Origin of the sequence: Bacillus sp. FSL R5-0523 (assembly GCF_037975295.1) — a bacterium.
Lineage (GTDB): Bacteria > Bacillota > Bacilli > Bacillales > Bacillaceae > Bacillus > Bacillus subtilis.
This window is the reverse complement of record NZ_CP150251.1, coordinates 2,295,104-2,320,248: the sequence shown is the minus strand read 5'-3', so window position 1 is coordinate 2,320,248 and position 25,145 is coordinate 2,295,104. Positions and strand designations below refer to the sequence as shown.

Here is a 25,145-nt window from a genome sequence, read left to right as displayed (position 1 = left end):
TCCGAATAGTCGGATGAATAAGCTGTTTACAACATAGGGATGAGGAAGTATAGTATACGTGTTGCACTATATATTGAAAGCGTTTTAGCTTTTACATGAAGGGGGACTTCTTTTGAAGGATGTAAGATTGCCAACACTATTTGAAATTATTATTGTACTAGGAGTATTTTTAGCACTTGTTCTATCGTTTACAGTCTTTCTCGACTTGCCGATACAGCTGGCGCTTTTTGTTTCATGGTTTATTGCAATGCTTTTAGGTATAAGACTCGGTTATTCTTATAAAGATTTACAAAATGCGATTGTACATGGGATATCAAATGGCCTTGAAGCCGTACTGATTCTCGTTTCAGTTGGGGCGCTCATCGGAACATGGATTGCCGGAGGCGTTGTGCCGACTTTGATTTATTACGGACTGGAATTTATTCACCCAAGTATCTTTTTGCTGGCAACGTTAATTATTTGTTCCATTATGTCTGTGGCAACAGGAACGTCATGGGGAACAGTCGGAACTGCCGGCATTGCCATGATCGCAATTGGAGAGGGTTTAGGCATTCCGCTTCCTCTAGTAGCGGGAGCTATCCTTTCAGGCGCATATTTTGGGGACAAGCTTTCTCCTCTGTCTGACAGTACAGTTTTGGCTTCCTCACTATCAAAAGTCGATGTATTGGACCACGTGAGAGCAATGCTTTATTTATCAATACCTGCATATGTGATTACGGCTATTTTATTTACTATTACCGGCTTTATGTACGGCGGGAAAAATATTGATCTTGATAAAGTTGAATTTTTGAAATCATCTTTGCAAAATACGTTTGATATTCATATTTGGATGCTGATTCCGGCTGTTGTCGTCATTGTCTTATTGGCGATGAAAAAGCCGTCGATGCCGGTTATCGTGATCGGTGCTTTGCTTGGCGCAATCTGGGCTGCTGTGTTCCAGGGCATGAATATTGCCGATGCGATTGCCACTGCGTACAACGGATTTTCTATTAAAACAGATGTTGAATTTTTGAACGGCTTGTTAAACCGCGGCGGAATTGTCGGAATGCTCAGTTCCCTTGTCGTGATTATATTTGGTCTTGGTTTTGGAGGCCTGCTTGAGAAACTCGGCGTGCTGAAAGTCATCGTCTCTATGTTTGAAAAGAAATTAACTTCAGCCGGCAATGTCACATTGTCTACACTGATCGTAGCGTTTTTAGCGAACATCTTCGGCTGTGCGATGTATGTATCTCTTATTTTGACTCCGAAAATTATGGAAGACAGCTATGATCGCTTACATCTGGACAGAAGAGTGTTATCACGTAACTCAGAGGTCGGGGGAACATTGACTTCGGGGATGGTTCCTTGGTCTGATAATGGGATTTACATGGCTGGTATTTTAGGTGTTTCTACCTTCTCTTATCTGCCGTTTATGTGGCTCAGTTTTGTAGCAATAGGTCTTGCAATTATCTATGGTTATACAGGAAAATTTATATGGTATACGAAAAACAATACAGTTAAAGCCGAAAAACTAGGCTAATAGGGGAGGATCACTGAATGATAGCGAAACACATGATTCGGACACTGATGATCGAAACGCCTTCGGTTCCCGGAAATCTTGGAAGGGTGGCTACGGCAATCGGCCTTCTGGGCGGAGATATTGGTGAAGTGGAGACGGTAAAAGTCGGACCCAATTACACAATGCGGAATATTACCGTTCAAGTGGAGAATGAAGAACAGCTTCAGGAAGTGATCGCGGCTGTACAGGCCCTCGGAGAAGGGATCAGGCTTCACACCGTATCTGATGAAGTCCTGTCCGCACATGAAGGCGGAAAAATCCAAATGAAAAGCAAAATGCCGATCCGTTCACTGGCAGAGCTGGGACGTGTCTATACACCAGGTGTTGCAGACGTGTGCCGACTGATCGAAAAAGAACCTGAAAAAGCTTCTATTTATACAACGATCAGCAATTCTGTTGCAATTGTAACAGATGGAACCGCAATTTTAGGCCTTGGAAATATCGGCTCTGTGGCTGGCATGCCTGTCATGGAAGGAAAGGCTGCTTTGTTTGATCAGCTGGCGGGTATTAGCGGCATTCCGATACTGCTTGATACAAGTGATCCTGAAGAAATCATCAAAACAGTAAAACATATTTCTCCGGGCTTTAGCGGCATCCTTCTTGAGGATATCGGTTCGCCGCATTGTTTTGAAATCGAGGATCGCCTAAAAGAGGAGCTGAACATCCCTGTTATGCACGATGACCAGCATGGTACAGCTGTAGTGACGCTGGCAGCTGCCATCTCGGCATGCAGGAGTGCGGGGGTTGACCTGAAGGAAGCGAAAGTGGGGCAAATCGGCCTTGGCGCAGCAGGCGTGGCCATCTGCCGGATGTTCATGGCTTATGGTGTGAATGCTGTGTACGGAACAGACAAATCAGAGTCAGCAATGAACCGTCTCGAACAATACGGCGGACAGGCAGTTTCCAGTATTGAGGAGCTCATGGAAACATGTGATATTGTCATTGCTACAACGGGCGTTCCGGGTTTAATAAAACCGGCATTTGTACGTTCTGGTCAAGTGATTTTGGCTTTATCGAATCCGAAGCCGGAAATTGAGCCGGAGGCCGCACTGCAGGCTGGGGCCGCATATGCAGCTGACGGGCGTTCTGTTAATAATGTACTCGGTTTTCCGGGAATTTTTAGAGGAGCGCTTAACGCAAAAAGCACGGAGATTAATCATGATATGCTTGTCGCAGCAGCAGAGGCCATCGCAGCTTGCACTAAACAAGGTGATGTTGTCCCTCAGCCGCTTGATTCAAAAGTCCATCATGCGGTAGCAGCAGCTGTCGAGCATGCAGCTCTTACAGCAGTGAAATAAATGTAGCTAAACAGCACCTGTCGTAGCAGGTGCTGTTTTTTTCTTATCAGTGTTCAATTTTTGTTATCATTATTGTGAAAATAAAAAAGGGAGTGATCACATGGCAAAAAGCCAAGCGAAAAAGAAGCGGGAGCATCAACTAAGAAACGGCGGACGTGACGTCTTATTATCAAGAGGCAGCACACCATCTTTCAGCACGCATGAAAGAATGACAAAAAGCAAAAAAGAGATTTTGAATAAACGAAAACATAAGAATCCTTATGATCATATGGCAGTTGATGATAAGGATTTTTTTGTGCCCAAAAAAGCCGCCTAGCATTCGTCTCTATCGTTTTTTGAAAAAGGGCATGTTTTTCCGTTTCTTTCATACAATCTATTAAATCAAATCACTAGAACGGGCGGGAGGAAACGGTATGCGAAAAATCTCTTATAAGGACATGTTTCTCAGGCATGTCAAAGATCATCTCTCTCTTTATATATTTGTGTCAGTGCTGTTTTTCATGGGTGTCATCTTTGGCGCGATTATTGTCAACAGTATGACCATCAGCCAGAAAGAAGATTTATACTACTACTTAAGTCAATTTTTTGGACAGCTTTCGGATGGAAAACAGGCAAGTTCAGCTGATATGTTTGGGCAAAGTATCTTTCATAATGCAAAGTATTTAGGCCTGATGTGGATCTTGGGGATTTCTGTCATTGGGATGCCGATTATTTTCATCATGGTCTTTCTGAAAGGGATCGTTGTCGGCTTTACTGTCGGGTTCCTTGTCAATCAGATGGGAGTGAGCGGGTTTTTCCTATCATTTGTCTCCGTTTTGCCGCAAAATGTGCTGCTGATTCCGGCTTATCTCATTATGGGCACATGTGCAATTGCGTTTTCTTTAAAGTTAATCAGACAGCTGTTCGTGAAACGAAGCCTGCATGACGCGCCGATTCAATGGTTCGGGCGGTATGCCTTTGTGCTGCTGGTCATTCTGTTTTTAGCGCTGATCTCATCTCTCTTTGAAGCATACTTATCTCCTGTTTTAATGGAAAAGCTTACATCTAGACTTTTTTAAAATTATTATTAAAAGAAAACCGTTTTATTTATCAGTTTATAATAATTATAGTTGGAACTCTGCGCGTATTTTGTTATAATGAGTCATGGAATGCGGCGTAGGAGGGAAAGACATGGAAAACCGTATTGATCGAATTAAGAAACAACTGCACTCATCCAGCTATAAACTTACGCCACAGCGTGAAGCGACAGTAAGAGTGCTGCTTGAAAACGAAGAAGACCATTTAAGCGCAGAAGATGTATACCTCCTCGTAAAAGAGAAATCTCCTGAGATCGGTCTCGCTACAGTATACCGTACGCTTGAATTATTAACTGAATTAAAAGTCGTAGATAAAATTAACTTTGGAGACGGTGTGTCCCGTTACGACCTTCGGAAAGAGGGCGCAGCTCACTTTCATCACCACTTGGTGTGCATGGAGTGCGGAGCCGTTGATGAAATTGAAGAAGATTTGCTTGAAGACGTGGAAGAAATCATTGAACGTGATTGGAAATTTAAGATTAAAGATCATAGATTGACGTTTCACGGCATTTGCCACCGCTGTAACGGAAAAGAAACTGAATAGACGGTGCCGAGCGCGAACCTTTTCTCATGGGGAAAGGGTTTTTTGCTGTTTCTATGTATAAAACCTTTCTGATTTGGCATATGGTTTATATAACTGGAACCATAGGGAAAGGATCGATTAGGACATGGGAAGATTCCTGAAAACAGCTGTCGATGCATTGAAAGTTTTCATCCTGTTTACTGGTTTTACCGCTTTGTTCTATTATGCTATGATATGGGTGAATCAAGAGTATGAAAACTATCATCGGTATGATAAACCGGAAGGCTCCGCTGTAAAAGTTGTTGAAATGGATCAGGATGAAAAAGGCGGATGGTTCGACCGGTTGATCTTTTTTTACCAAAACGGGGAGTAGATCAAGAGTGAAAGATCAAATAAAGGATTTCATCCACTACGTCATGGTAGAGAGAGGGCTCTCTCAAAATACGATCGTATCCTATGAACGTGACTTGAAAAGCTATTCTCTCTACTTAACAGAAACCCTTCATGTTACAGATTGGAATCACGTTACCCGCATACATATTATCCAATACTTAAAGCATTTGAAGGACTCGGGGAAATCCGGCAAGACATCGGCGCGGCATTTGGCATCCATTCGCTCTTTTCATCAATTTCTGCTCAGGGAAAAAGTAACGGATAAGGACCCTTCCGTTCATATCGAAACACAAAAGACGGAACGGGCGCTTCCGAAGGTGCTCGCACTCAATGAAGTCGAGCGATTATTGGACACGCCTAAGCTGACGAGCCCATTCGGCTATCGGGATAAAGCAATGCTGGAGCTGCTTTATGCGACAGGCATACGAGTCAGTGAAATGATTGAGTTGAAAACGGCAGATGTTCATTTATCTATGGGGTTTATCCGATGCTTCGGCAAAGGAAGAAAAGAACGGATTGTACCAATTGGTGAAGCCGCTGCTTCCGCCATTGAGGAATATATGACAAAAGCCAGGGGAAAACTGTTAAAAAACAATGTATCTGACGCCCTCTTTTTAAATCATCACGGCAAACAGATCAGCCGCCAGGGATTTTGGAAGAACCTGAAAAAAATCGCGTTGGAAGCCGGCATTAAGAAAGAGCTGACTCCGCATACGCTCAGGCATTCCTTTGCGACGCATCTGCTTGAGAACGGGGCAGATTTAAGAGCGGTGCAGGAAATGCTCGGTCATGCGGATATATCCACGACGCAAATTTATACGCATGTGACGAAAACAAGGCTGAAGGATGTGTACAAGCAGTTTCATCCGCGAGCATAGCCGCAGGTGGCTGCGGCTTTTTTGTTTAGAGCGACAGAAAATATTGAAGTTTCTCATTATTTCCAAATACATTGTCAACGGGAATGAAAACGGTTTATACTTGAGTTGTCAGACCTCTTAGCGATACAATAGACGTATAGAAAAAAAAGGAGGCTTTCAAGATGCCTGCATACAAATATAATCGTGTGTTTTTAATTGTGATGGACTCAGTCGGAATCGGCGAAGCGCCGGATGCCGCTGACTTTAATGACGAAGGCGCTCATACGCTCGGTCATATTGCCGAGCATATGAATGGATTACATATGCCAAATATGGCAAAGCTCGGCCTTGGTCTTATCGAAGATATCAAAGGTGTAGAAAAAACAGAACATCCGCTTGCCCATTATGGAAAAATGCAAGAAGCGTCAAACGGAAAAGATACGATGACTGGCCATTGGGAGATTATGGGTTTATACATTGATAAACCATTTAAAGTGTTCCCGGAAGGCTTTCCTGATGAATTGCTTCAAGAGCTGGAAAAGAGATCTGGCCGCAAAATTATTGGAAACAAGCCGGCTTCCGGCACAGCGATTTTGGATGAGCTTGGTCAGGAGCACATGGAGACAGGGGCTTTAATTGTTTACACGTCTGCTGACTCTGTTCTGCAAATTGCCGCTCACGAAGAGGTTGTGCCGCTTGAGGAGCTGTATCGCATTTGCGAAACGGCGAGAGAGCTGACGCTTGATCCGAAATATATGGTTGGCCGCATTATTGCACGGCCGTTCGTCGGAGAGCCGGGTCAATTCAAACGGACGCCAAACCGCCATGACTATGCCCTTAAACCGTTTGATCGCACTGTCATGAATGAATTGAAAGACAGCGGCTTAGATGTGATTTCAATCGGTAAAATCTCTGATATTTACGACGGAGAAGGCATTACTTCTTCACGCAGAACGGTTTCTAATATGGACGGAATGGACAAGGTGATTGATACGCTGGGAGAAGATTTTACGGGTCTGAGCTTTGCGAACCTTGTTGATTTTGACGCGTTATTCGGACACCGCCGTGACCCTGAAGGCTACGGACGCGCGCTTGAAGAATTTGATGCGCGGCTTCCGGAAGTGTTTGAAAAAATGAGAGAAGACGATCTGTTAATTATTACAGCCGACCACGGCAATGATCCGATTCATCATGGGACTGACCATACACGCGAGTATGTGCCGATTCTCGCTTACAGCAAAAAACATAAGAAAGCGCAAATGCTGCCGCTTGCAGATACATTTGCCGATATTGGCGCAACGATCGCTGATAATTTCCAAACGAATAAACCGAAATACGGGAAAAGCTTTTTATCTTTATTACAATAGGGGGACTGTTTCTTGAAGGACAGAATTGAACGCGCAGCCGCTTTTATTAAACAAAACCTGCCGGAATCTCCGAAGATCGGCCTTATTTTAGGCTCAGGTCTTGGCATTTTGGCGGACGAAATCGAAAATCCGGTCAAGCTGAAATATGAAGACATACCTGAATTCCCGGTATCTACTGTTGAAGGGCATGCCGGACAGCTTGTGCTTGGCACTCTTGAAGGAGTTTCCGTCATTGCAATGCAGGGCCGCTTTCATTTTTATGAAGGCTACTCAATGGAGAAAGTCACATTCCCTGTACGCGTGATGAAAGCGCTCGGTGTGGAAGCGTTGATCGTGACAAATGCCGCAGGCGGTGTCAACACTGAATTCCGTGCGGGGGACTTAATGATTATTACCGATCATATCAACTTTATGGGAACAAACCCGTTAATCGGGCCAAACGAAGCAGATTTCGGCGCCAGATTTCCAGATATGTCTTCAGCCTATGACAAAGATCTGTCCAGCCTGGCTGAAAAGATTGCGAAAGACCTTAATATCCCAATTCAAAAAGGCGTGTACACTGCTGTGACAGGACCTTCTTACGAAACACCGGCAGAAGTCCGTTTCTTAAGAACGATGGGCTCTGATGCTGTCGGCATGTCTACTGTTCCGGAAGTCATTGTAGCGAATCATGCGGGAATGCGGGTTCTTGGCATTTCCTGCATCTCTAACGCGGCAGCCGGAATTCTGGATCAGCCTTTAAGTCACGATGAAGTTATGGAAGTGACCGAAAAAGTAAAAGCTGGATTCTTGAAGCTTGTTAAAGCGATCGTCGCTCAGTACGAATAAAAATGAATCAATGCAGGACCAAAAGACAGCTGTGTCTGATATCACACAGCTGTCTTTTTTTATGCTCAAAATTCGAAACATTTTCCATCAGTGGCGTATAAAACCATCCCGCTTGGAAAAAATAAAAAGGATTATGAAATGGAGGGCTTTTGAGATGAAACGTCTTTTATCCACTTTGTTGATTGGTATAATGCTGCTTACATTTGCACCGTCTGCATTTGCAAAACAAGACGGAAAACGTACATCGGAGCTTGCTCATGAAGCGAAGTCTGCGGTGCTGATAGAACGTGACACGGGAAAAGTGCTTTACAACAAGAACAGCAATGAGAGACTGGCGCCTGCAAGCATGACGAAAATCATGACGATGCTTTTGATTATGGAAGCTTTAGATAAAGGCAAAATCAAAATGAGTGATAAGGTCCGTACAAGCGAGCATGCGGCGTCAATGGGCGGCTCACAGATATTCCTTGAGCCCGGCGAAGAAATGACTGTCAAAGAAATGCTGAAAGGCATCGCAATCGCTTCGGGAAATGACGCTTCCGTCGCCATGGCTGAATTTATTTCCGGCTCTGAAGAAGAATTTGTGAAGAAAATGAATAAAAAAGCAAAAGAGCTGGGATTGAAAAATACATCCTTTAAAAACCCAACAGGATTGACCGAGGAAGGACACTACAGCTCTGCTTATGACATGGCAATCATGGCTAAGGAATTATTGAAATACGAATCAATTACGAAGTTTACCGGCACGTATGAAGATTATCTGCGTGAAAATACAGATAAAAAGTTTTGGCTTGTGAATACAAATCGCCTTATCAAATTTTATCCTGGTGTAGACGGCGTAAAAACAGGCTATACAGGCGAAGCGAAATATTGTCTGACTGCTTCGGCTAAAAAAGGAAACATGCGGGCCATAGCGGTTGTATTCGGAGCGAGCACGCCTAAAGAAAGAAACGCGCAAGTGACAAAAATGCTTGACTTCGCCTTTAGCCAGTATGAAACGCATCCTTTATATAAACGAAATGAAACAGTAGCAAAAGTAAAGGTCAAAAAAGGGAAACAAAAATTTATCGAACTCACTACATCTGAGCCGATTTCAATATTGACGAAAAAAGGCGAGGATATGAACGATGTGAAAAAAGAAATCAAGATGAAGGACAATATTAGTGCTCCGATTCAAAAAGGCCAAGAGCTTGGCACTCTTGTTCTGAAAAAGGATGGAGAAGTACTCGCTGAAAGTCCTGTTGCTGCAAAAGAAGAAATGAAGAAAGCCGGGTTTATCACATTCTTGAAGCGGACGATGGGAGACTGGACAAAATTTAAGTAATTATGCCGAATGACCACTAGTTTTGTCACGGTGAAGGAATTCATTCCGTCGAAATCGAAACACTCATTATCCGATCATATCAAGGAGGAATGAGCATGAGCCTTGGAATTGACATGCATGTCAAAGAATCTGTGCTTTGTATTCGATTAACAGGCGAACTCGATCACCATACGGCTGAAACCCTGAAGCAAAAAGTGACTCAATCATTGGAGAAGGATGATATTCGCCATATCGTGCTGAACTTGGAGGACCTCTCCTTTATGGACAGCTCGGGGCTTGGCGTTATTTTAGGAAGATATAAGCAAATTAAGCAAATTGGCGGGGAAATGGTCGTTTGCGCTATCTCTCCTGCGGTGAAGCGATTGTTTGATATGTCGGGCCTGTTTAAAATTATCCGATTTGAACAATCTGAACAGCAGGCGCTCCTGACACTGGGGGTGGCATCATGAAAAATGAAATGCACATTGAGTTTTCTGCCCTCAGTCAGAATGAATCGTTCGCCCGTGTGACAGTTGCTTCATTTATAGCTCAGCTGGACCCGACAATGGATGAACTGACTGAAATCAAAACAGTCGTGTCAGAGGCTGTCACGAATGCGATTATCCATGGATATGAAGAGAACTGTGAAGGGAAAGTTTACATTTCAGTGACGCTGGAAGATCATGTCGTATATATGACTATTCGTGATGAAGGCTTAGGCATTACAGATCTTGAAGAAGCCCGTCAGCCTCTATTTACGACTAAGCCTGAGCTTGAGCGCTCTGGAATGGGCTTTACCATTATGGAAAATTTCATGGATGATGTCAGTATCGATTCATCGCCTGAAATGGGAACAACGATTCGCTTAACAAAGCACTTATCAAAAAGCAAAGCGCTTTGTAATTAAGGAGATTTGTTATGGATGTGGAGGTTAAGAAAAACGGCAAAAACGCTCAGCTGAAGGATCATGAAGTAAAGGAATTAATCAAACAAAGCCAAAATGGCGACCAGCAGGCAAGAGACCTCCTCATAGAAAAAAACATGCGTCTTGTTTGGTCTGTCGTACAGCGGTTTTTAAACAGAGGATATGAGCCTGACGATCTCTTCCAGATCGGCTGCATCGGGCTGTTAAAATCTGTTGACAAATTTGATTTAACCTATGATGTGCGTTTTTCAACGTATGCAGTGCCGATGATTATCGGAGAAATCCAACGATTTATCCGTGATGACGGAACCGTAAAGGTATCACGGTCATTAAAAGAGCTTGGAAACAAAATCCGACGCGCAAAGGATGAGCTTTCGAAAACACTGGGCAGAGTGCCGACGGTGCAGGAGATCGCTGACCATTTGGAGATTGAAGCTGAGGATGTTGTACTGGCCCAAGAGGCGGTAAGGGCTCCATCTTCGATTCACGAAACCGTTTATGAAAATGACGGAGATCCGATTACCCTGCTCGATCAAATCGCTGACAACTCAGAAGAAAAATGGTTTGACAAAATTGCGCTGAAAGAAGCGATCAGCGATTTGGAGGAAAGGGAAAAACTAATCGTCTATCTCAGATACTATAAAGACCAGACACAGTCTGAGGTGGCTGAGCGGCTCGGGATCTCTCAGGTTCAGGTTTCCAGGCTTGAAAAGAAAATATTAAAACAGATCAAGGTTCAAATGGATCATACGGATGGCTAGTCTGCAGTGCAGGCTAGCTTTTTTGTGTGCAAAAGCGTGGTAATTTATGGTCTTTTCGAGCGGATGAATGAGAACAAAATCGAACCACATACTACATATATAACCACCGAAAGATGGTGATCAATGATGGAACGACGAATATTTATCCGGCTTCGCCACCGGGTGCTTGCACACCCAGGAGATATTATTACCGTTGGAGATGCCGCGCAAATAGAAGGGCAGCTTCAGCTGAAAAAGAAACTTTCGGCTATGCCGCTTTATCAGGTGAGCGAAAAAGATAAAAATATCGTAATTCTGGATATCATACAAGTCCTCAGAGCCATTCATTTACAAGATCCGACACTTGATGTTCAAACCGTAGGCGGAGCAGAAACCATTGTTGAAATTCAGTATCGAAAGCGAAATTTATCAACGGTTCTATTTATCGGTGTCTGGCTGCTTCTGTTTATTGGATCGTGTCTTGCCATCATGAACTTTCATGAGGATGTAAGCATGAGAGATGTTCATATCGCACTATATGAAATCATAACCGGAGAGAGGAATGACTATCCATATTTGCTTCAAATCCCATACAGCATCGGTTTGGGACTAGGGATGATCGTGTTTTTTAACCACATATTTAAAAAGCGCCTAAATGAAGAGCCCAGCCCGCTGGAGGTTGAGATGTTTAACTATCAGCTTGATCTCGATCAATATGTGGCCATGCATGAGAATCAAGAAACCATAAAGGATCTGCATGATCGTTAGTGTATTGTTCATTATTTTTGTAGGGCTCGGCGGAGGCATAACGGTGGGGGCGGGTTTCGTTGCTTTTTTAACCGTAATGGGAATCATTCCGCGGCTGATGCAGCTCACCAAAACAATGAGATTTGTTCAGGCTTATGAAGCGGCTGTTATTCTTGGCGCGGTTTGCGGGGGATGGGAGACGCTTCATATGAATCATCTTTATCTAACAAAATGGATAGCTGTGCCGGTCGGGCTTCTGGCAGGTTTGTTCGTCGGGATGCTAGCGGCTGCTCTTACAGAAGTTTTAAATGTCCTGCCGATTTTGGCGAAACGAATCGGGCTCAGAAGTAAAATCATTATTTTATTAATGGCCATCGTGATTGGGAAAATCGCGGGATCTTTATTTCACTGGCTGTACTTTATTGACCATTCATAAGGAGGTTTCAAGATGACAAACATAAAAGAAAATTACAAATCAAAAGTGAAAACATATCAGCCTAAGCCGCCTTACGTCTGGAACTGTGTAAAAGCCTTTTTAGTGGGCGGACTGATTTGTGCAATCGGGCAAGGTCTGCAAAATTTTTATATCCATTTTTTTGATTTCAATGAAAAAACTGCGGGGAATCCAACAGCTGCAACGCTGATATTAATTTCTGCCCTGCTTACAGGGTTTGGCATCTATGACAGAATCGGACAATTCGCAGGCGCAGGTTCAGCCGTACCTGTCACAGGTTTTGCCAACAGTATGGCAAGCGCGGCTCTTGAATATAAAAGCGAAGGATTAGTGCTTGGAGTAGCGACAAATATGTTTAAACTGGCAGGAAATGTTATTGTTTTCGGAGTTGTAGCTGCATACATCGTTGGAATGATTCGGTTTGCTTTTGAGAAACTGATGTCATAGGAGGAGAAGAAAATGAAATTAACAGGAAAGCAAACCTGGGTATTTGAACATCCCATATTTGTCAACTCAGCGGGAACGGCAGCAGGACCAAAGGAAAAAGACGGACCGCTCGGCTCTTTATTTGATAAAACCTATGACGAAATGCATTGTAATCAAAAAAGCTGGGAAATGGCGGAACGGCAGCTGATGGAAGACGCTGTTAATGTTGCACTTCAAAAAAACAATCTGACAAAAGATGATATTGACCTATTGCTGGCAGGCGACTTGCTGAACCAAAACGTGACGGCTAACTATGTGGCAAGACACTTGAAAATCCCATTTCTTTGTATGTTTGGTGCCTGTTCAACATCAATGGAAACAGTGGCTGTCGCATCAGCCTTAGTTGATGGCGGGTTTGCCAAAAGGGCACTCGCTGCCACTAGCAGTCACAATGCAACTGCGGAAAGACAGTTTCGCTATCCGACAGAATACGGAGGCCAAAAACCGGACACTGCTACCTCCACTGTAACCGGAAGCGGTGCAGTTGTCATCAGTCAGACACCGGGTGATATCCAAATCACAAGTGCGACTGTCGGAAAGGTTTCTGATTTAGGAATTACAGACCCTTTTGATATGGGATCGGCTATGGCTCCGGCTGCAGCTGATACGATTAAGCAGCACTTTAAAGATCTCAACCGGACAGCGGATGATTATGATCTAATCCTGACAGGTGACCTGTCAGGCGTCGGTTCTCCAATCGTAAAAGACATCTTAAAAGAAGATGGATATCCAGTCGGCACAAAGCATGATGATTGCGGGCTTCTGATTTACACTCCGGATCAGCAGGTCTTTGCCGGGGGGAGCGGCTGTGCTTGTTCAGCGGTTGTCACCTACTCTCATATTTTTAAGCAGCTGAGAGAAGGAAAACTAAACCGTGTATTTGTCGTGGCGACCGGGGCGCTATTAAGCCCGACGATGATCCAGCAAAAAGAAACCATCCCGACTATCGCCCACGGGGTTGTATTTGAGCGTGCAGGAGGTGCATCTTAACATGGACTACCTTTTGGCTTTTGTCTGCGGCGGGGCCATTTGTATCGTCGGCCAGCTGCTCTTGGATATTTTTAAATTGACGCCAGCTCATGTCATGACATCATTTGTTGTAATCGGTGCAATATTAGATGGTTTCGGCATTTACGATAAATTTATTGAATTTGCCGGAGGAGGCGCCACCGTTCCGATCGTCAGCTTCGGTCACAGTCTTCTGCACGGCGCCATGCATCAGGCGCATATACACGGATTTATCGGAATCGGCATGGGGATTTTTGAGCTGACCTCGGCCGGTATCTCAGCCGCTATTCTTTTCGCCTTTATCGTAGCTGTTATTTTCAAACCGAAAGGATAATGCCGACATGACGACAAAACGAAAGGTCATACTGGTAACAGACGGGGATGTTTATGCCGCTAAAACAATTGAATACGCCGCAAGCAAAGTGGGAGGTCGATGCATTTCACAATCAAAAGGGAATCCTTCCACCCGCAGCGGGGCCGAGCTTGTCAAGCTGATCGCCTCAGCACCGTATGATCCTGTATTTGTCATGTTTGACGACTCCGGCCTTCAAGGAGAGGGTCCGGGAGAAGCCGCTCTAACCTATGTCGCAACCCATCCGTCTATTGAAGTGCTCGGTGTGATTGCGGTCGCGTCAAAAACACATCAGGCTGAATGGACCAGGGTCGATGTAAGCATTGACCGCAATGGAGAAATAACTGAATACGGCGTCGATAAAGTCGGGGAAAGGGAATTTGATGACCACAGAATGAGTGGAGATACAGTCTATTGCCTTGATAAACTTGATCTCCCGCTTATTGTCGGTATCGGGGATATCGGCAAAATGGGCAGAAAAGACGATATCTCAAAAGGGTCGCCAATCACCATGAAAGCGGTCGAGTTTATTTTAGAAAGGAGCGGGTATCATGCCGGACCACAAGGAAGAGAAAATTCGGGTTTATCGGAATCCAGCTAAAAATGAAGAGTATTTCAAAAACCGTGTTGGGATGGGGACGAGCTATGATGTAGGTGTTCGCAAGCTCACGATTTTAGATAAAGAGATCCAGCTTTACTATCTAAATGGATTATGCGATACAGCCTATATTATTCATTTAATGAGAGAGCTTGTTGCCATTAACAATCGGAAAGAAGACCCTGATGAGCTGGTCGACATCGTCGAAAACAGGCTGCTTAACGCCCAGGTCGAAAAAGTAAAAACCTTGGATGAAACCACCGACCAAGTGCTGTCCGGGCTCGTCGCTGTCATTGTTGAAGGTGCAGGCTTCGCATTTATAATTGACGTCAGAAGCTATCCGGGCAGAAACCCGGAAGAACCTGATACGGAAAAGGTAGTCAGGGGAGCCAGAGACGGATTTGTTGAAAATATCGTCGTCAATACGGCCCTTCTCAGAAGGCGGATCAGAGACGAGCGCCTTCGAGTCAAGATGACTAAAGTTGGCGAGCGGTCAAAGACGGATTTAAGCATTTGTTATATAGAAGATATAGCTGATCCGGATCTGGTTGAGATCGTAGAAAAAGAAATTGCATCCATTGATGTCGATGGATTAACAATGGCAGACAAAACTGTCGAGGAATTCATTGTTAATCAAAGCTATAATCCTTTTCCGCTCGTGCGCTATACAGAAAGACCGGATGTGGCCGCAAATCATGTTCTAGAAGGCCATGTTATCATTATAGTGGACACATCGCCGAGTGTGATCATTACCCCGACGACTTTATTTCACCATGTGCAGCATGCTGAAGAATATAGGCAGGCGCCTTCAGTCGGGACCTTTTTAAGATGGGTAAGATTTTTCGGTATTCTTGCTTCTACTTTATTTCTTCCGATTTGGTTTCTCTTTGTGCTTCAGCCTGATCTGCTCCCGGACAATATGAAATTTATCGGTTTAAATAAAGATACGCATATCCCGATCATCCTGCAGATATTTTTAGCTGACTTAGGAATCGAGTTTCTCAGAATGGCTGCCATTCACACCCCGACGGCTTTATCGACAGCAATGGGTTTAATTGCAGCTGTTCTGATCGGGCAGATTGCGATTGAGGTCGGCCTTTTTTCTCCTGAGGTGATCCTGTACGTCTCACTTGCGGCGATTGGAACCTTTACGACACCTAGTTATGAATTAAGCTTGGCAAACAAAATGAGCCGTCTTGTCCTCATGATACTCGTTGCCTTATTTCATATAAAAGGGCTCGTCATCGGATTTACAGTGCTAATTATTGCCATGGCAAGCATCAAATCCCTTCAGACACCGTACTTATGGCCGCTGATTCCCTTTAACGGAAAGGCGCTGTGGCAGGTTCTTGTCCGCACAGCGAAACCTGGCGCAAAAGTAAGACCCAGTATCGTTCACCCCAAAAATCGCTTAAGACAGCCTACCAATTCATAATCGCATTGAAACTGACTGAAGAGTATGATAATGTATGTCTTAATTATGAAAGGACAGTCCATAAAACTGTCCTTTCATCCATAAGCGGAGAAAGAGGGAATGACATTGTTCTTACACGGCACAAGCAGACAAAATCAACATGGTCATTTAGAAATCGGAGGTGTGGATGCTCTCTATTTAGCGGAGAAATATGGTACACCTCTTTACGTATATGATGTGGCTTTAATACGTGAGCGTGCTAAAAGCTTTAAGCAGGCGTTTATTTCTGCAGGGCTGAAAGCACAGGTGGCATATGCGAGCAAAGCATTCTCATCAGTCGCAATGATTCAGCTCGCTGAGGAAGAGGGACTTTCTTTAGATGTCGTATCCGGAGGAGAGCTATATACGGCTGTTGCGGCAGGCTTTCCGGCAGAACGCATCCACTTTCATGGGAACAATAAGAGCAGGGAAGAACTGCGGATGGCGCTTGAGCACCGCATCGGCTGCATTGTGGTGGATAATTTCTATGAAATTGCGCTTCTTGAAGACCTATGTAAAGAAACGGGTCACTTCATCGACGTTCTTCTTCGGATCACGCCCGGAGTAGAAGCGCATACGCATGACTACATTACAACGGGTCAGGAAGATTCAAAGTTTGGTTTCGATCTTCATAACGGACAAACTGAACGGGCCATTGAACAAGTATTACAATCGGAACACATTCAGCTGCTGGGTGTCCATTGCCATATAGGCTCGCAAATTTTTGATACGGCCGGTTTTGTGTTAGCAGCGGAAAAAATCTTCAAAAAACTAGACGAATGGAGAGATTCATATTCATTTGTATCCAAGGTGCTGAATCTTGGAGGAGGTTTCGGCATTCGTTATACGGAAGATGATGAACCGCTTCATGCCACTGAATACGTTGAAAAAATTATCGAAGCTGTGAAAGAAAATGCTTCCCGTTACGGTTTTGACATCCCGGAAATTTGGATCGAACCGGGCCGTTCTCTCGTGGGAGACGCAGGCACAACTCTTTATACGGTTGGCTCTCAAAAAGAAGTGCCGGGTGTCCGCCAATATGTGGCTGTAGACGGAGGCATGAACGACAATATTCGTCCTGCGCTTTACCAAGCTAAATATGAAGCTGCGGCAGCCAACAGGATCGGAGAAGCGCATGACAAAACGGTATCAATTGCCGGAAAGTGCTGTGAAAGCGGAGATATGCTGATTTGGGATATTGACCTGCCGGAAGTAAAAGAAGGCGATCTTCTAGCCGTTTTTTGTACAGGCGCTTATGGATACAGCATGGCCAACAATTATAACCGTATTCCGAGACCCGCCGTTGTATTTGTCGAAAACGGTGAGGCTCATTTAGTCGTGAAGCGAGAAACATACGAAGATATTGTAAAACTTGATCTGCCATTTAAGACGGGTGTAAAGCAATAAAAGAAAGCGCCGATTATTCGGCGCTTTTCTTATTTGAATATAGACACAATCGCGTTCCAGATAGATACGAAGAAATCAATGACTTTCTGGATGAAGTTTTTGCCTTCATCTGATTCTATGAATTTCGTAATCTTATCTTTCGCTTTATCAAGCTGGTCACTGACCTGTCCCCAGTCAATGTCAGCGTTTTTCATCTTATTGAATAGGGAGACAAGCTGATTCTTTTGGCTGTCTGTAAGTGTGACGTTTAAATCAGAAGCTGCGTCATCCACTTGTTTTTCGATGTCAGCTTTATTATCAGGCACCCCGTTTTTAGCAAACTCTTCTTTGATTTTTGCAATCAGGGCTGATGCATTTTCGTTACCGATTTTGTCTCCAAGCTCTGATGTCGTGACAAGCTCTTGGTTGGCGACCTGCTTAACATCCTCCGAGATCGCTTCGTCAGAAGAAACTTCATACGCCTTAATCAATCCAGTTAAAGCCGCAGTCCCGGATACTTCAAACGGTGCTGTAACATACACCTTCGCATCTTTAACACCGGCTGTCATCAGTGCATTCAGGTACATTTCATCCGTGATGCCGCTGATATTATGGGTCTCAACATTCAATCCGGAGCCTTTTTTGGCAATGGTGATTGACGATGAAGAAATCGCTCTCGATCCGATTTGCGCGTTTGATATATATTTTCCTAAATATTCATGTTCTTCCTTATTGGTCACGGTTACCGTTGTGGCATTATCAGGGACATTCATTTCATCAAGCACTTTTTGTTTGTCGGATTCTGACAAATCAGCACCCAGTGTTACAATGACATCTCCAACTGCGGCATCCGCGAGACTGACCTTCGGAACCGTCAGCAGCAAAACGGCCGCTGCCAGCATTCCAATCCAAATTTTCTTCAAAGCAGTTTGACCTCCTTCAATTTCACAAGCAGCTGGATAGTGCTGCTTTGTGAGGACCTGAATCATGAAAAATACAGTTCCGTTAGGTTAGACGGAGATAAAGAGATTCAGGTTTCATTTTTATTTTTTAGTAAAGCTCGGGAGATTCGTTTTCCCCCGAAAGGTGTGGTATAATAGCCGCGACAAGGAGAGACAGGCTATAACCTATCATACATAATCTCCTTTGAAAATTAAAATAAAGAAAGTAGGCATACAATTGAAAACAGGTTACTTTTTATTAGAAGACGGGAACAAAATTGAATTTGAACTTTATCCTGAAGCTGCACCTGGAACTGTTGCAAACTTTGAAAAGCTTGCAAACGAAGGCTTTTATGACGGGCTTACATTCCACCGAGTGATCCCTGGCTTCGTCAGCCAAGGCGGATGCCCGCACGGAACTGGTACTGGCGGCCCGGGATACACAATCAAATGTGAAACAGAAGGCAACCCGCATACACATGTGGCTGGCGCACTTTCTATGGCACATGCCGGAAAAGACACTGGCGGCAGCCAATTTTTCATCGTTCATGAGCCACAGCCTCATTTGAACGGTGTTCACACTGTATTCGGTAAAGTAACAAGCGGATTAGAATTCGCGAAAAACATGTCTAACGGCGATGTCATGAAAGAAGTTCGCGTAGAAGGCTAATCGGCAGGCAAAAGGCTTCCTCATATAGAGGGAGCTTTTTTATTGGGTAAAAATGTTCAATAAAAAACCGCCGAGTGCTGATGGCGGTTGGCAAAACCAGGTGTTTAGTTAGTGACCCCCGTGTATTGAATACATTAAAAAGTTTTGGTGACGTTCTGATCAGTAAATTGATGATTAATCATTTTAGCCTTGCTTACAAAGTTATTTTCAAAGACAATTCCTGTGTTTAAACCTCCGGAGCCAAACACAGATTTGGACAAAGTTAAAGGCCTGATCATAAAAGCGCCGCCTACGTTAATTACACTGTTCCCGGAAACGTTGTTTATATTAATGGGATAATCAATCATACTATCAAGTCTCCTTTCATATCATTCTATTTTTTATATGTATTAGTGCTAGAGTTGATTAGCGTAAACTTAATGGCAAAAATATTTAGGAGATGCCTGTTCATTGGGATTGGTATTTTGTAGTAAAATAATCAAATAAACGTGATGTAATGAAAAGGAGATCGCGATATGGACAACAAAGGCTGTATAAAATGCGGCAGTACTGAAGCCGGACAAAAAGAAATAGCCACAACCGGCACGGGATTATCAAAGCTGTTTGACGTGCAGCATAACCGATTTCTAGTGGTTTACTGTAAGAACTGCGGATATTCAGAGTTTTATAATAAAGAGTCTTCAACTGCTGGGAATATATTCGATTTATTTTTTGGAGGCTGATCCATGTTTTCGAGCTTGAATGATTTTAAACCTATTATGAAAGCAAAAAATGGGGTGCGGTTATCACCTGCGAAATAGGTTGCCGCCAACATTCCAGTAACCTTTATGACGTGAATTGTTTTTTGTCAAATGCCATGGGTATCATGGACTGGGACATCAATGGAATGCAGTAAATGAACAAACTGTTCCTAACCTCATGCCTTATATACGATCTAAAGATTTAGCATATGAGAACTCTCTTTCTTCTGAGTCCACCGCTTCTGAATTATGCGATTCATTTCTTTCAATATTTGCAGGCCTGGTTATGATCGACAAGAAAAAAATAGGCATGATGTGGGTAGAAGATTAACAGTTTGTAAAATCACTTCAATGGTCCTAATGGGATTTTTTTTCGATTCGTGATAACATAAATTGAAGACCGTTGTTTATTGGAGGAAATCAGTTGAAATCAGAAAATGTTTCGAAGAAAAAATCAATATTAGAATGGGCAAAAGCAATTGTGATTGCTGTCGTTCTTGCTTTGCTCATCCGCAACTTTATTTTTGCGCCGTATGTCGTTGATGGTGACTCTATGTATCCTACACTTCACAACCGTGAAAGGGTCTTTGTCAATATGACAGTCAAATACATCGGCGAGTTTGATAGAGGAGACATCGTCGTGTTAAACGGAGATGATGTTCACTATGTCAAACGTATTATTGGCCTTCCCGGCGATACGCTTGAGATGAAAAATGACCAGCTCTATATCAACGGGAAAAAGGTGGACGAACCTTATTTGGCGGCTAATAAAAAGAGAGCGAAACAGGACGGTTTTGACCATTTGACCGATGATTTCGGCCCGGTTAAAGTGCCTGATAACAAGTATTTTGTGATGGGTGACAATCGTCGGAATTCCATGGACAGCCGTAACGGACTTGGCCTCTTCACGAAAAAACAAATTGCGGGTACGTCAAAGTTTGTTTTCTACCCGTTTAATGAAATGCGCAAAACAAATTAGGATCAAGCAGTTTCCCATTGGGGCTGCTTTTTTTATATGGTCATCCCCTAAAAACAGAACATAAATTCGTATATCTATAGAAAAGAAATTTTTGCAGAAATGTGAAACATATTCCCGTTATGCATCGTTATATTAATAATTTACGAGAATTTACGGTTTTTTATTCATGAAAAAAAGGAATAACTCATATGAATGAATAGATTCATATTGGCTGGAGGTTTAGAAATGGGAAGAATAAAAACCAAGATTACCATTCTGTTAGTGCTTTTGCTTTTACTTGCAGGCGGTTATATGTACATAAATGATGTTGAGCTGAAGGATGTTCCGACAGCAATTGGACAAACCTTGTCCTCGGAAGAAGAGGAATACACCATCCAGGAATATAAAGTGACGAAAATTGACGGCTCAGAGTATCATGGAGTAGCAGAAAACGGAACGAAAATCATCTTCAACGGAAAAAAATTAAATCAGGATTTATCTGATATAAAAGAAGGTGACAAGATTAAGGCTTACTTCAGCAAATCAAAGCGGATCGACGGATTAATCAAGGTTGCAAAAGTGAATGATTAACAAAACATCACCTTTCGGATCGAAGGGTGATGTTTTGTTTTTCTCAAATTGTAAGTTTATTTCATTGCGTACTTTAAAAAGGATCGCTATAATAGCCAATAAGGACAAATGAATAAAGATTGTATCCTTCGGGGCAGGGTGGAAATCCCGACCGGCGGTAGTAAAGCACATTTGCTTTAGAGCCCGTGACCCGTGTGCATAAGCACGCGGTGGATTCAGTTTAAGCTGAAGCCGACAGTGAAAGTCTGGATGGGAGAAGGATGATGAACCGCTATGCAAATGGTTCAAAAATGCATAGTGTTATTTCTTATTGCGTAAAATACCTAAAGCCCCGAATTTTTTATGAATTCGGGGCTTTTTTGACGGTAAATAACAAAAGAGGGGAGGGAAACAAATGGAAGAGTATTATATGAAGCTGGCATTAGATCTTGCGAAGCAGGGCGAAGGACAGACCGAATCCAATCCGCTCGTCGGTGCTGTTGTCGTAAAGGACGGACAAATTGTCGGAATGGGCGCCCATTTAAAATATGGGGAAGCTCATGCAGAAGTTCATGCCATCCATATGGCTGGAGCACATGCAGAGGGTGCCGACATTTACGTTACACTCGAACCGTGCAGCCATTACGGAAAAACACCGCCATGTGCAGAATTGATTATCAACTCTGGCATCAAAAGAGTGTTTGTGGCGATGAGAGATCCTAATCCGCTTGTGGCTGGAAGAGGGATCAGCATGATGAAAGAAGCCGGCATTGAGGTAAGGGAAGGCATCCTGGCAGACCAGGCGGAGAGGCTGAATGAAAAATTTCTGCACTTTATGAGGACAGGCCTTCCGTACGTCACGCTAAAAGCGGCTGCCAGCCTTGACGGTAAGATAGCTACCAGCAAGGGTGACAGCAAATGGATCACGTCAGAGGCTGCAAGACAGGATGCTCAGCAATACAGGAAAACACACCAAAGCATTTTAGTCGGAGTTGGCACAGTGAAAGCCGACAATCCGAGCTTAACCTGCAGACTGCCGAATGTAACAAAACAGCCGGTTCGGGTCATACTTGATACCGTACTCTCGATTCCTGAGGACGCTAAAGTGATTTGCGATCAAATAGCGCCGACATGGATTTTTACGACGGCACGCGCAGACGAGGAAAAGAAAAAACGGCTTTCAGCTTTCGGAGTGAACATATTTACACTTGAAACCGAGCGCATTCAAATTCCCGATGTTTTGAAGATCCTAGCGGAAGAAGGCATCATGTCGGTGTATGTGGAAGGCGGTTCAGCTGTTCACGGAAGCTTTGTCAAAGAAGGCTGTTTTCAAGAAATCATCTTCTATTTTGCCCCTAAACTAATCGGAGGAACGCATGCTCCCAGCTTAATCTCCGGTGAAGGTTTTCAATCAATGAAAGATGTCCCCTTATTACAATTCACTGATATAACCCAAATCGGCCGTGATATCAAACTGACGGCAAAACCGACAAAGGAATAGGATGGTGACCATGTTTACAGGAATTATCGAAGAAACAGGCACAATCGAATCCATGAAAAAAGCAGGGCATTCAATGGCCTTAACAATTAAATGCTCAAAGATTTTAGAGGATGTTCATCTTGGCGACAGCATTGCAGTGAACGGCATTTGTCTGACTGTCACTGATTTTACAAAAAATCAATTCACAGTGGATGTTATGCCTGAAACAGTCAAAGCTACGTCACTGAATGATTTAACAAAAGGAAGCAAAGTAAATCTGGAAAGAGCAATGGCGGCAAACGGCCGTTTCGGAGGCCATTTCGTCTCAGGCCATGTCGACGGAACTGCGGAAATCACACGAATTGAAGAGAAAAGCAACGCAGTTTACTATGATTTAAAAATGGACCCGTCATTAACAAAAACATTGGTTTTAAAGGGATCAATTACTGTGGATGGCGTGAGTTTAACCATATTCGGCCTGACAGAAGACACAGTGACGATCTCCTTAATACCGCATACAATCAGCGAAACGATCTTTTCAGAAAAAACGATCGGCTCTAAAGTGAATATCGAATGCGATATGATCGGAAAATATATGTATCGATTTTTGCATAAAGCCAATGAAAATAAGACCCAACAAACCATTACAAAAGCCTTCTTAAGCGAAAACGGCTTTTAGAGAGGAAGATTTGCATGTTTCATCCGATAGAAGAAGCACTGGACGCTTTAAAAAAAGGCGAAGTCATCATCGTTGTAGATGATGAAGACAGAGAAAATGAAGGAGACTTTGTGGCTCTTGCCGAGCATGCAACGCCGGAAGTCATTAACTTTATGGCGACACATGGGAGAGGACTGATCTGCACGCCGCTCAGTGAGGAAATCGCAGACAGGCTTGATCTTCACCCTATGGTGGAGCATAATACAGATTCTCACCATACTGCATTTACCGTAAGCATAGACCATCGTGAAACGAAAACAGGTATCAGCGCTCAAGAAAGATCTTTTACCGTTCAAGCATTGCTGGACAGCACATCCGTGCCCTCTGATTTTCAGCGGCCGGGGCACATTTTTCCGCTGATTGCGAAAAAAGGAGGTGTCCTGAAAAGAGCGGGCCATACAGAAGCTGCTGTTGATCTTGCTGAAGCCTGCGGATCTCCAGGAGCCGGCGTCATTTGTGAAATTATGAATGAAGACGGAACGATGGCGAGAGTGCCTGAGCTCATTGAAATTGCGAAAAAGCATCAATTAAAAATGATCACCATTAAGGATTTGATTCAATACCGTTACAATCTGACAACACTTGTCGAGCGTGAAGTTGACATTACGCTGCCTACTGATTTTGGGACATTTAAGGTTTATGGATACACAAATGAGGTAGATGGAAAAGAGCATGTCGCATTTGTGATGGGAGATGTGCCGTTCGGAGAAGAACCGGTATTGGTCCGGGTGCATTCAGAATGTCTCACAGGTGACGTGTTTGGCTCTCATCGCTGTGATTGTGGACCGCAGCTGCACGCCGCGCTGAACCAAATTGCCGCAGAAGGCCGTGGAGTGCTTCTGTACTTGCGCCAAGAAGGACGAGGCATCGGTTTAATCAATAAATTAAAAGCTTATAAGCTTCAGGAACAAGGTTATGACACCGTAGAAGCCAATGAGGCGCTTGGATTCTTGCCGGATCTTCGCAACTATGGCATCGGAGCACAAATTTTACGCGACCTCGGTGTCCGGAATATGAAGCTTTTGACGAATAATCCGCGGAAAATCGCAGGCCTTGAAGGCTACGGACTCAGTATTTCAGAAAGAGTGCCGCTTCAAATGGAGGCGAAAGAACACAATAAAAAATATTTGCAAACCAAAATGAACAAGCTAGGTCATTTACTTCATTTCTAATCACAAATATCACAAAAAAGGATGGGAATCATATGAATATCATACAAGGAAATTTAGTTGGTACAGGTCTTAAAATCGGAATCGTAGTAGGAAGATTTAATGATTTTATTACGAGCAAGCTGCTGAGCGGAGCAGAAGATGCGCTGCTCAGACATGGCGTAGACACAAATGATATTGATGTGGCTTGGGTTCCAGGCGCATTTGAAATACCGTTTGCTGCGAAAAAAATGGCGGAAACAAAAAAATATGATGCTATTATCACATTGGGCACTGTCATCAGAGGCGCGACGACACATTACGATTATGTCTGCAATGAAGCTGCAAAAGGCATCGCGCAAGCAGCAAACACTACTGGTGTACCTGTCATCTTTGGAATTGTAACAACTGAAAACATCGAACAGGCCATCGAGCGTGCGGGCACAAAAGCGGGCAACAAAGGTGTAGATTGTGCTGTTTCTGCCATTGAAATGGCAAATTTAAACCGCTCATTTGAATAATTTGCTGAAAACAGTTTAAAAATATGGCGAAAATGATATAATGTGAG

At 43.6% G+C, this 25,145-nt stretch carries 31 protein-coding genes, 1 pseudogene and 1 riboswitch; of the genes and pseudogenes, 29 read left to right on the top strand and 3 right to left on the bottom strand.

What is annotated here, in order from left to right:
• Nucleotides 1–112: 112 nt before the first annotated feature.
• The 21 genes from mleN (at nucleotide 113) to lysA (ending at nucleotide 17,373) form a co-directional block, all read left to right on the top strand.
• Nucleotides 113–1,519, top strand: coding sequence for a malate-H+/Na+-lactate antiporter MleN (gene mleN / locus NYE53_RS11720; protein WP_339244848.1), 1,407 nt, complete (start codon nucleotides 113–115; stop codon nucleotides 1,517–1,519).
• A gap of 17 nt (nucleotides 1,520–1,536) precedes the next feature.
• The gene (locus NYE53_RS11715) at nucleotides 1,537–2,856 is read left to right on the top strand and encodes an NAD-dependent malic enzyme (RefSeq protein ID WP_004398731.1); all 1,320 of its coding nucleotides are present in this window, start codon (nucleotides 1,537–1,539) and stop codon (nucleotides 2,854–2,856) included.
• Nucleotides 2,857–2,956: 100 nt separating this feature from the next.
• Complete coding sequence (locus NYE53_RS11710) at nucleotides 2,957–3,172, top strand: hypothetical protein (RefSeq protein ID WP_014477242.1); 216 nt, start codon at nucleotides 2,957–2,959, stop codon at nucleotides 3,170–3,172.
• Between the two features lie 97 nt (nucleotides 3,173–3,269).
• A complete protein-coding gene (gene spoIIM, locus NYE53_RS11705) occupies nucleotides 3,270–3,914 on the top strand; it encodes a stage II sporulation protein M (protein WP_014477241.1) in 645 nt (214 codons plus the stop codon).
• A 112-nt stretch (nucleotides 3,915–4,026) separates the two neighbouring features.
• Nucleotides 4,027–4,476, top strand: coding sequence for a ferric iron uptake transcriptional regulator (gene fur, locus NYE53_RS11700; protein WP_003223972.1), 450 nt, complete (start codon nucleotides 4,027–4,029; stop codon nucleotides 4,474–4,476).
• Between the two features lie 124 nt (nucleotides 4,477–4,600).
• Nucleotides 4,601–4,828 (top strand): YqzK family protein, encoded by a 228-nt coding sequence (locus tag NYE53_RS11695; RefSeq protein ID WP_003230440.1) that lies wholly within the window; start codon nucleotides 4,601–4,603, stop codon nucleotides 4,826–4,828.
• A gap of 7 nt (nucleotides 4,829–4,835) precedes the next feature.
• Nucleotides 4,836–5,726 carry a site-specific tyrosine recombinase XerD gene (xerD, locus tag NYE53_RS11690; protein WP_004398985.1) on the top strand — a complete coding sequence of 297 codons (891 nt, stop codon included), beginning with the start codon at nucleotides 4,836–4,838 and terminating at the stop codon, nucleotides 5,724–5,726.
• Nucleotides 5,727–5,887: 161 nt separating this feature from the next.
• Complete coding sequence (gene deoB / locus NYE53_RS11685) at nucleotides 5,888–7,072, top strand: phosphopentomutase (RefSeq protein ID WP_339244845.1); 1,185 nt, start codon at nucleotides 5,888–5,890, stop codon at nucleotides 7,070–7,072.
• A gap of 12 nt (nucleotides 7,073–7,084) precedes the next feature.
• Entirely contained in the window at nucleotides 7,085–7,900 is an 816-nt protein-coding gene (locus NYE53_RS11680) for a purine nucleoside phosphorylase I, inosine and guanosine-specific (protein WP_003230447.1), read from the top strand.
• A gap of 154 nt (nucleotides 7,901–8,054) precedes the next feature.
• The gene (gene dacF / locus NYE53_RS11675; RefSeq protein ID WP_339244843.1) at nucleotides 8,055–9,224 is read left to right on the top strand and encodes a D-alanyl-D-alanine carboxypeptidase DacF; all 1,170 of its coding nucleotides are present in this window, start codon (nucleotides 8,055–8,057) and stop codon (nucleotides 9,222–9,224) included.
• A 95-nt stretch (nucleotides 9,225–9,319) separates the two neighbouring features.
• Nucleotides 9,320–9,673, top strand: a complete 354-nt coding sequence (gene spoIIAA, locus NYE53_RS11670) for an anti-sigma F factor antagonist (RefSeq protein WP_003223957.1) — start codon at nucleotides 9,320–9,322, stop codon at nucleotides 9,671–9,673.
• Nucleotides 9,670–10,110, top strand: a complete 441-nt coding sequence (spoIIAB, locus tag NYE53_RS11665; RefSeq protein WP_014477237.1) for an anti-sigma F factor — start codon at nucleotides 9,670–9,672, stop codon at nucleotides 10,108–10,110. Before spoIIAA ends, spoIIAB begins: the two co-directional genes overlap by 4 nt.
• An 11-nt stretch (nucleotides 10,111–10,121) precedes the next feature.
• A complete protein-coding gene (gene sigF / locus NYE53_RS11660) occupies nucleotides 10,122–10,889 on the top strand; it encodes an RNA polymerase sporulation sigma factor SigF (protein WP_003230458.1) in 768 nt (255 codons plus the stop codon).
• A 126-nt stretch (nucleotides 10,890–11,015) separates the two neighbouring features.
• Nucleotides 11,016–11,636 carry a stage V sporulation protein SpoVAA gene (gene spoVAA, locus NYE53_RS11655; RefSeq protein ID WP_015714205.1) on the top strand — a complete coding sequence of 207 codons (621 nt, stop codon included), beginning with the start codon at nucleotides 11,016–11,018 and terminating at the stop codon, nucleotides 11,634–11,636.
• A complete protein-coding gene (spoVAB, locus tag NYE53_RS11650) occupies nucleotides 11,626–12,051 on the top strand; it encodes a stage V sporulation protein SpoVAB (protein ID WP_003230463.1) in 426 nt (141 codons plus the stop codon). The genes spoVAA and spoVAB overlap by 11 nt, the downstream gene beginning before the upstream one ends.
• A gap of 12 nt (nucleotides 12,052–12,063) precedes the next feature.
• Nucleotides 12,064–12,516 carry a stage V sporulation protein AC gene (spoVAC, locus tag NYE53_RS11645; protein WP_003223947.1) on the top strand — a complete coding sequence of 151 codons (453 nt, stop codon included), beginning with the start codon at nucleotides 12,064–12,066 and terminating at the stop codon, nucleotides 12,514–12,516.
• A 12-nt stretch (nucleotides 12,517–12,528) separates the two neighbouring features.
• Nucleotides 12,529–13,545, top strand: coding sequence for a stage V sporulation protein AD (gene spoVAD / locus NYE53_RS11640; RefSeq protein WP_003230465.1), 1,017 nt, complete (start codon nucleotides 12,529–12,531; stop codon nucleotides 13,543–13,545).
• Between the two features lies 1 nt (nucleotide 13,546).
• Nucleotides 13,547–13,897 (top strand): stage V sporulation protein AE, encoded by a 351-nt coding sequence (spoVAE, locus tag NYE53_RS11635; protein ID WP_003230467.1) that lies wholly within the window; start codon nucleotides 13,547–13,549, stop codon nucleotides 13,895–13,897.
• 7 nt (nucleotides 13,898–13,904) lie between these two features.
• Nucleotides 13,905–14,516 carry a stage V sporulation protein SpoVABEA gene (gene spoVAEA / locus NYE53_RS11630; protein WP_003230469.1) on the top strand — a complete coding sequence of 204 codons (612 nt, stop codon included), beginning with the start codon at nucleotides 13,905–13,907 and terminating at the stop codon, nucleotides 14,514–14,516.
• The gene (gene spoVAF, locus NYE53_RS11625; RefSeq protein ID WP_003230471.1) at nucleotides 14,467–15,948 is read left to right on the top strand and encodes a spore germination protein SpoVAF; all 1,482 of its coding nucleotides are present in this window, start codon (nucleotides 14,467–14,469) and stop codon (nucleotides 15,946–15,948) included. Before spoVAEA ends, spoVAF begins: the two co-directional genes overlap by 50 nt.
• Before the next feature lie 105 nt (nucleotides 15,949–16,053).
• Nucleotides 16,054–17,373 carry a diaminopimelate decarboxylase gene (lysA, locus tag NYE53_RS11620; protein WP_327846652.1) on the top strand — a complete coding sequence of 440 codons (1,320 nt, stop codon included), beginning with the start codon at nucleotides 16,054–16,056 and terminating at the stop codon, nucleotides 17,371–17,373.
• A gap of 29 nt (nucleotides 17,374–17,402) precedes the next feature.
• Here the strand turns inward: lysA and NYE53_RS11615 are convergent, their stop codons facing one another.
• Nucleotides 17,403–18,275, bottom strand: coding sequence for a DUF1002 domain-containing protein (locus NYE53_RS11615; protein ID WP_021479957.1), 873 nt, complete (start codon nucleotides 18,273–18,275; stop codon nucleotides 17,403–17,405).
• A 256-nt stretch (nucleotides 18,276–18,531) separates the two neighbouring features.
• On the opposite strand from NYE53_RS11615, the gene NYE53_RS11610 reads away from it, so the two are divergent.
• Complete coding sequence (locus NYE53_RS11610; protein WP_335388644.1) at nucleotides 18,532–18,963, top strand: peptidylprolyl isomerase; 432 nt, start codon at nucleotides 18,532–18,534, stop codon at nucleotides 18,961–18,963.
• Nucleotides 18,964–19,097: 134 nt separating this feature from the next.
• Here the strand turns inward: NYE53_RS11610 and NYE53_RS11605 are convergent, their stop codons facing one another.
• Nucleotides 19,098–19,310, bottom strand: a complete 213-nt coding sequence (locus NYE53_RS11605; RefSeq protein ID WP_003230479.1) for a spore germination protein — start codon at nucleotides 19,308–19,310, stop codon at nucleotides 19,098–19,100.
• Nucleotides 19,311–19,478: 168 nt separating this feature from the next.
• Here NYE53_RS11605 and NYE53_RS11600 point away from each other — a divergent pair, with 168 nt between their 5' ends.
• Complete coding sequence (locus NYE53_RS11600; RefSeq protein WP_133953202.1) at nucleotides 19,479–19,685, top strand: zinc ribbon domain-containing protein; 207 nt, start codon at nucleotides 19,479–19,481, stop codon at nucleotides 19,683–19,685.
• Here the strand turns inward: NYE53_RS11600 and NYE53_RS11595 are convergent.
• A pseudogene (locus NYE53_RS11595) lies at nucleotides 19,628–19,866 on the bottom strand (hypothetical protein). The gene NYE53_RS11600 and the pseudogene NYE53_RS11595 overlap by 58 nt on opposite strands.
• A gap of 261 nt (nucleotides 19,867–20,127) precedes the next feature.
• Here NYE53_RS11595 and lepB point away from each other — a divergent pair.
• From lepB to ribH, 6 genes are all read left to right on the top strand, one after another.
• Complete coding sequence (lepB, locus tag NYE53_RS11590; protein ID WP_339244837.1) at nucleotides 20,128–20,682, top strand: signal peptidase I; 555 nt, start codon at nucleotides 20,128–20,130, stop codon at nucleotides 20,680–20,682.
• Nucleotides 20,683–20,907: 225 nt separating this feature from the next.
• Nucleotides 20,908–21,252, top strand: coding sequence for a hypothetical protein (locus tag NYE53_RS11585; protein WP_003230488.1), 345 nt, complete (start codon nucleotides 20,908–20,910; stop codon nucleotides 21,250–21,252).
• Between the two features lie 120 nt (nucleotides 21,253–21,372).
• Nucleotides 21,373–21,517: riboswitch (FMN riboswitch) on the top strand.
• A gap of 129 nt (nucleotides 21,518–21,646) precedes the next feature.
• Nucleotides 21,647–22,732, top strand: a complete 1,086-nt coding sequence (gene ribD, locus NYE53_RS11580; RefSeq protein WP_032726066.1) for a bifunctional diaminohydroxyphosphoribosylaminopyrimidine deaminase/5-amino-6-(5-phosphoribosylamino)uracil reductase RibD — start codon at nucleotides 21,647–21,649, stop codon at nucleotides 22,730–22,732.
• Nucleotides 22,733–22,742: 10 nt separating this feature from the next.
• Complete coding sequence (gene ribE, locus NYE53_RS11575) at nucleotides 22,743–23,390, top strand: riboflavin synthase subunit alpha (protein ID WP_014480161.1); 648 nt, start codon at nucleotides 22,743–22,745, stop codon at nucleotides 23,388–23,390.
• Between the two features lie 14 nt (nucleotides 23,391–23,404).
• Nucleotides 23,405–24,601, top strand: coding sequence for a bifunctional 3,4-dihydroxy-2-butanone-4-phosphate synthase/GTP cyclohydrolase II (locus tag NYE53_RS11570; RefSeq protein WP_032726065.1), 1,197 nt, complete (start codon nucleotides 23,405–23,407; stop codon nucleotides 24,599–24,601).
• A 32-nt stretch (nucleotides 24,602–24,633) separates the two neighbouring features.
• Nucleotides 24,634–25,098 (top strand): 6,7-dimethyl-8-ribityllumazine synthase, encoded by a 465-nt coding sequence (gene ribH, locus NYE53_RS11565; protein ID WP_003223915.1) that lies wholly within the window; start codon nucleotides 24,634–24,636, stop codon nucleotides 25,096–25,098.
• Nucleotides 25,099–25,145 lie beyond the last annotated feature (47 nt).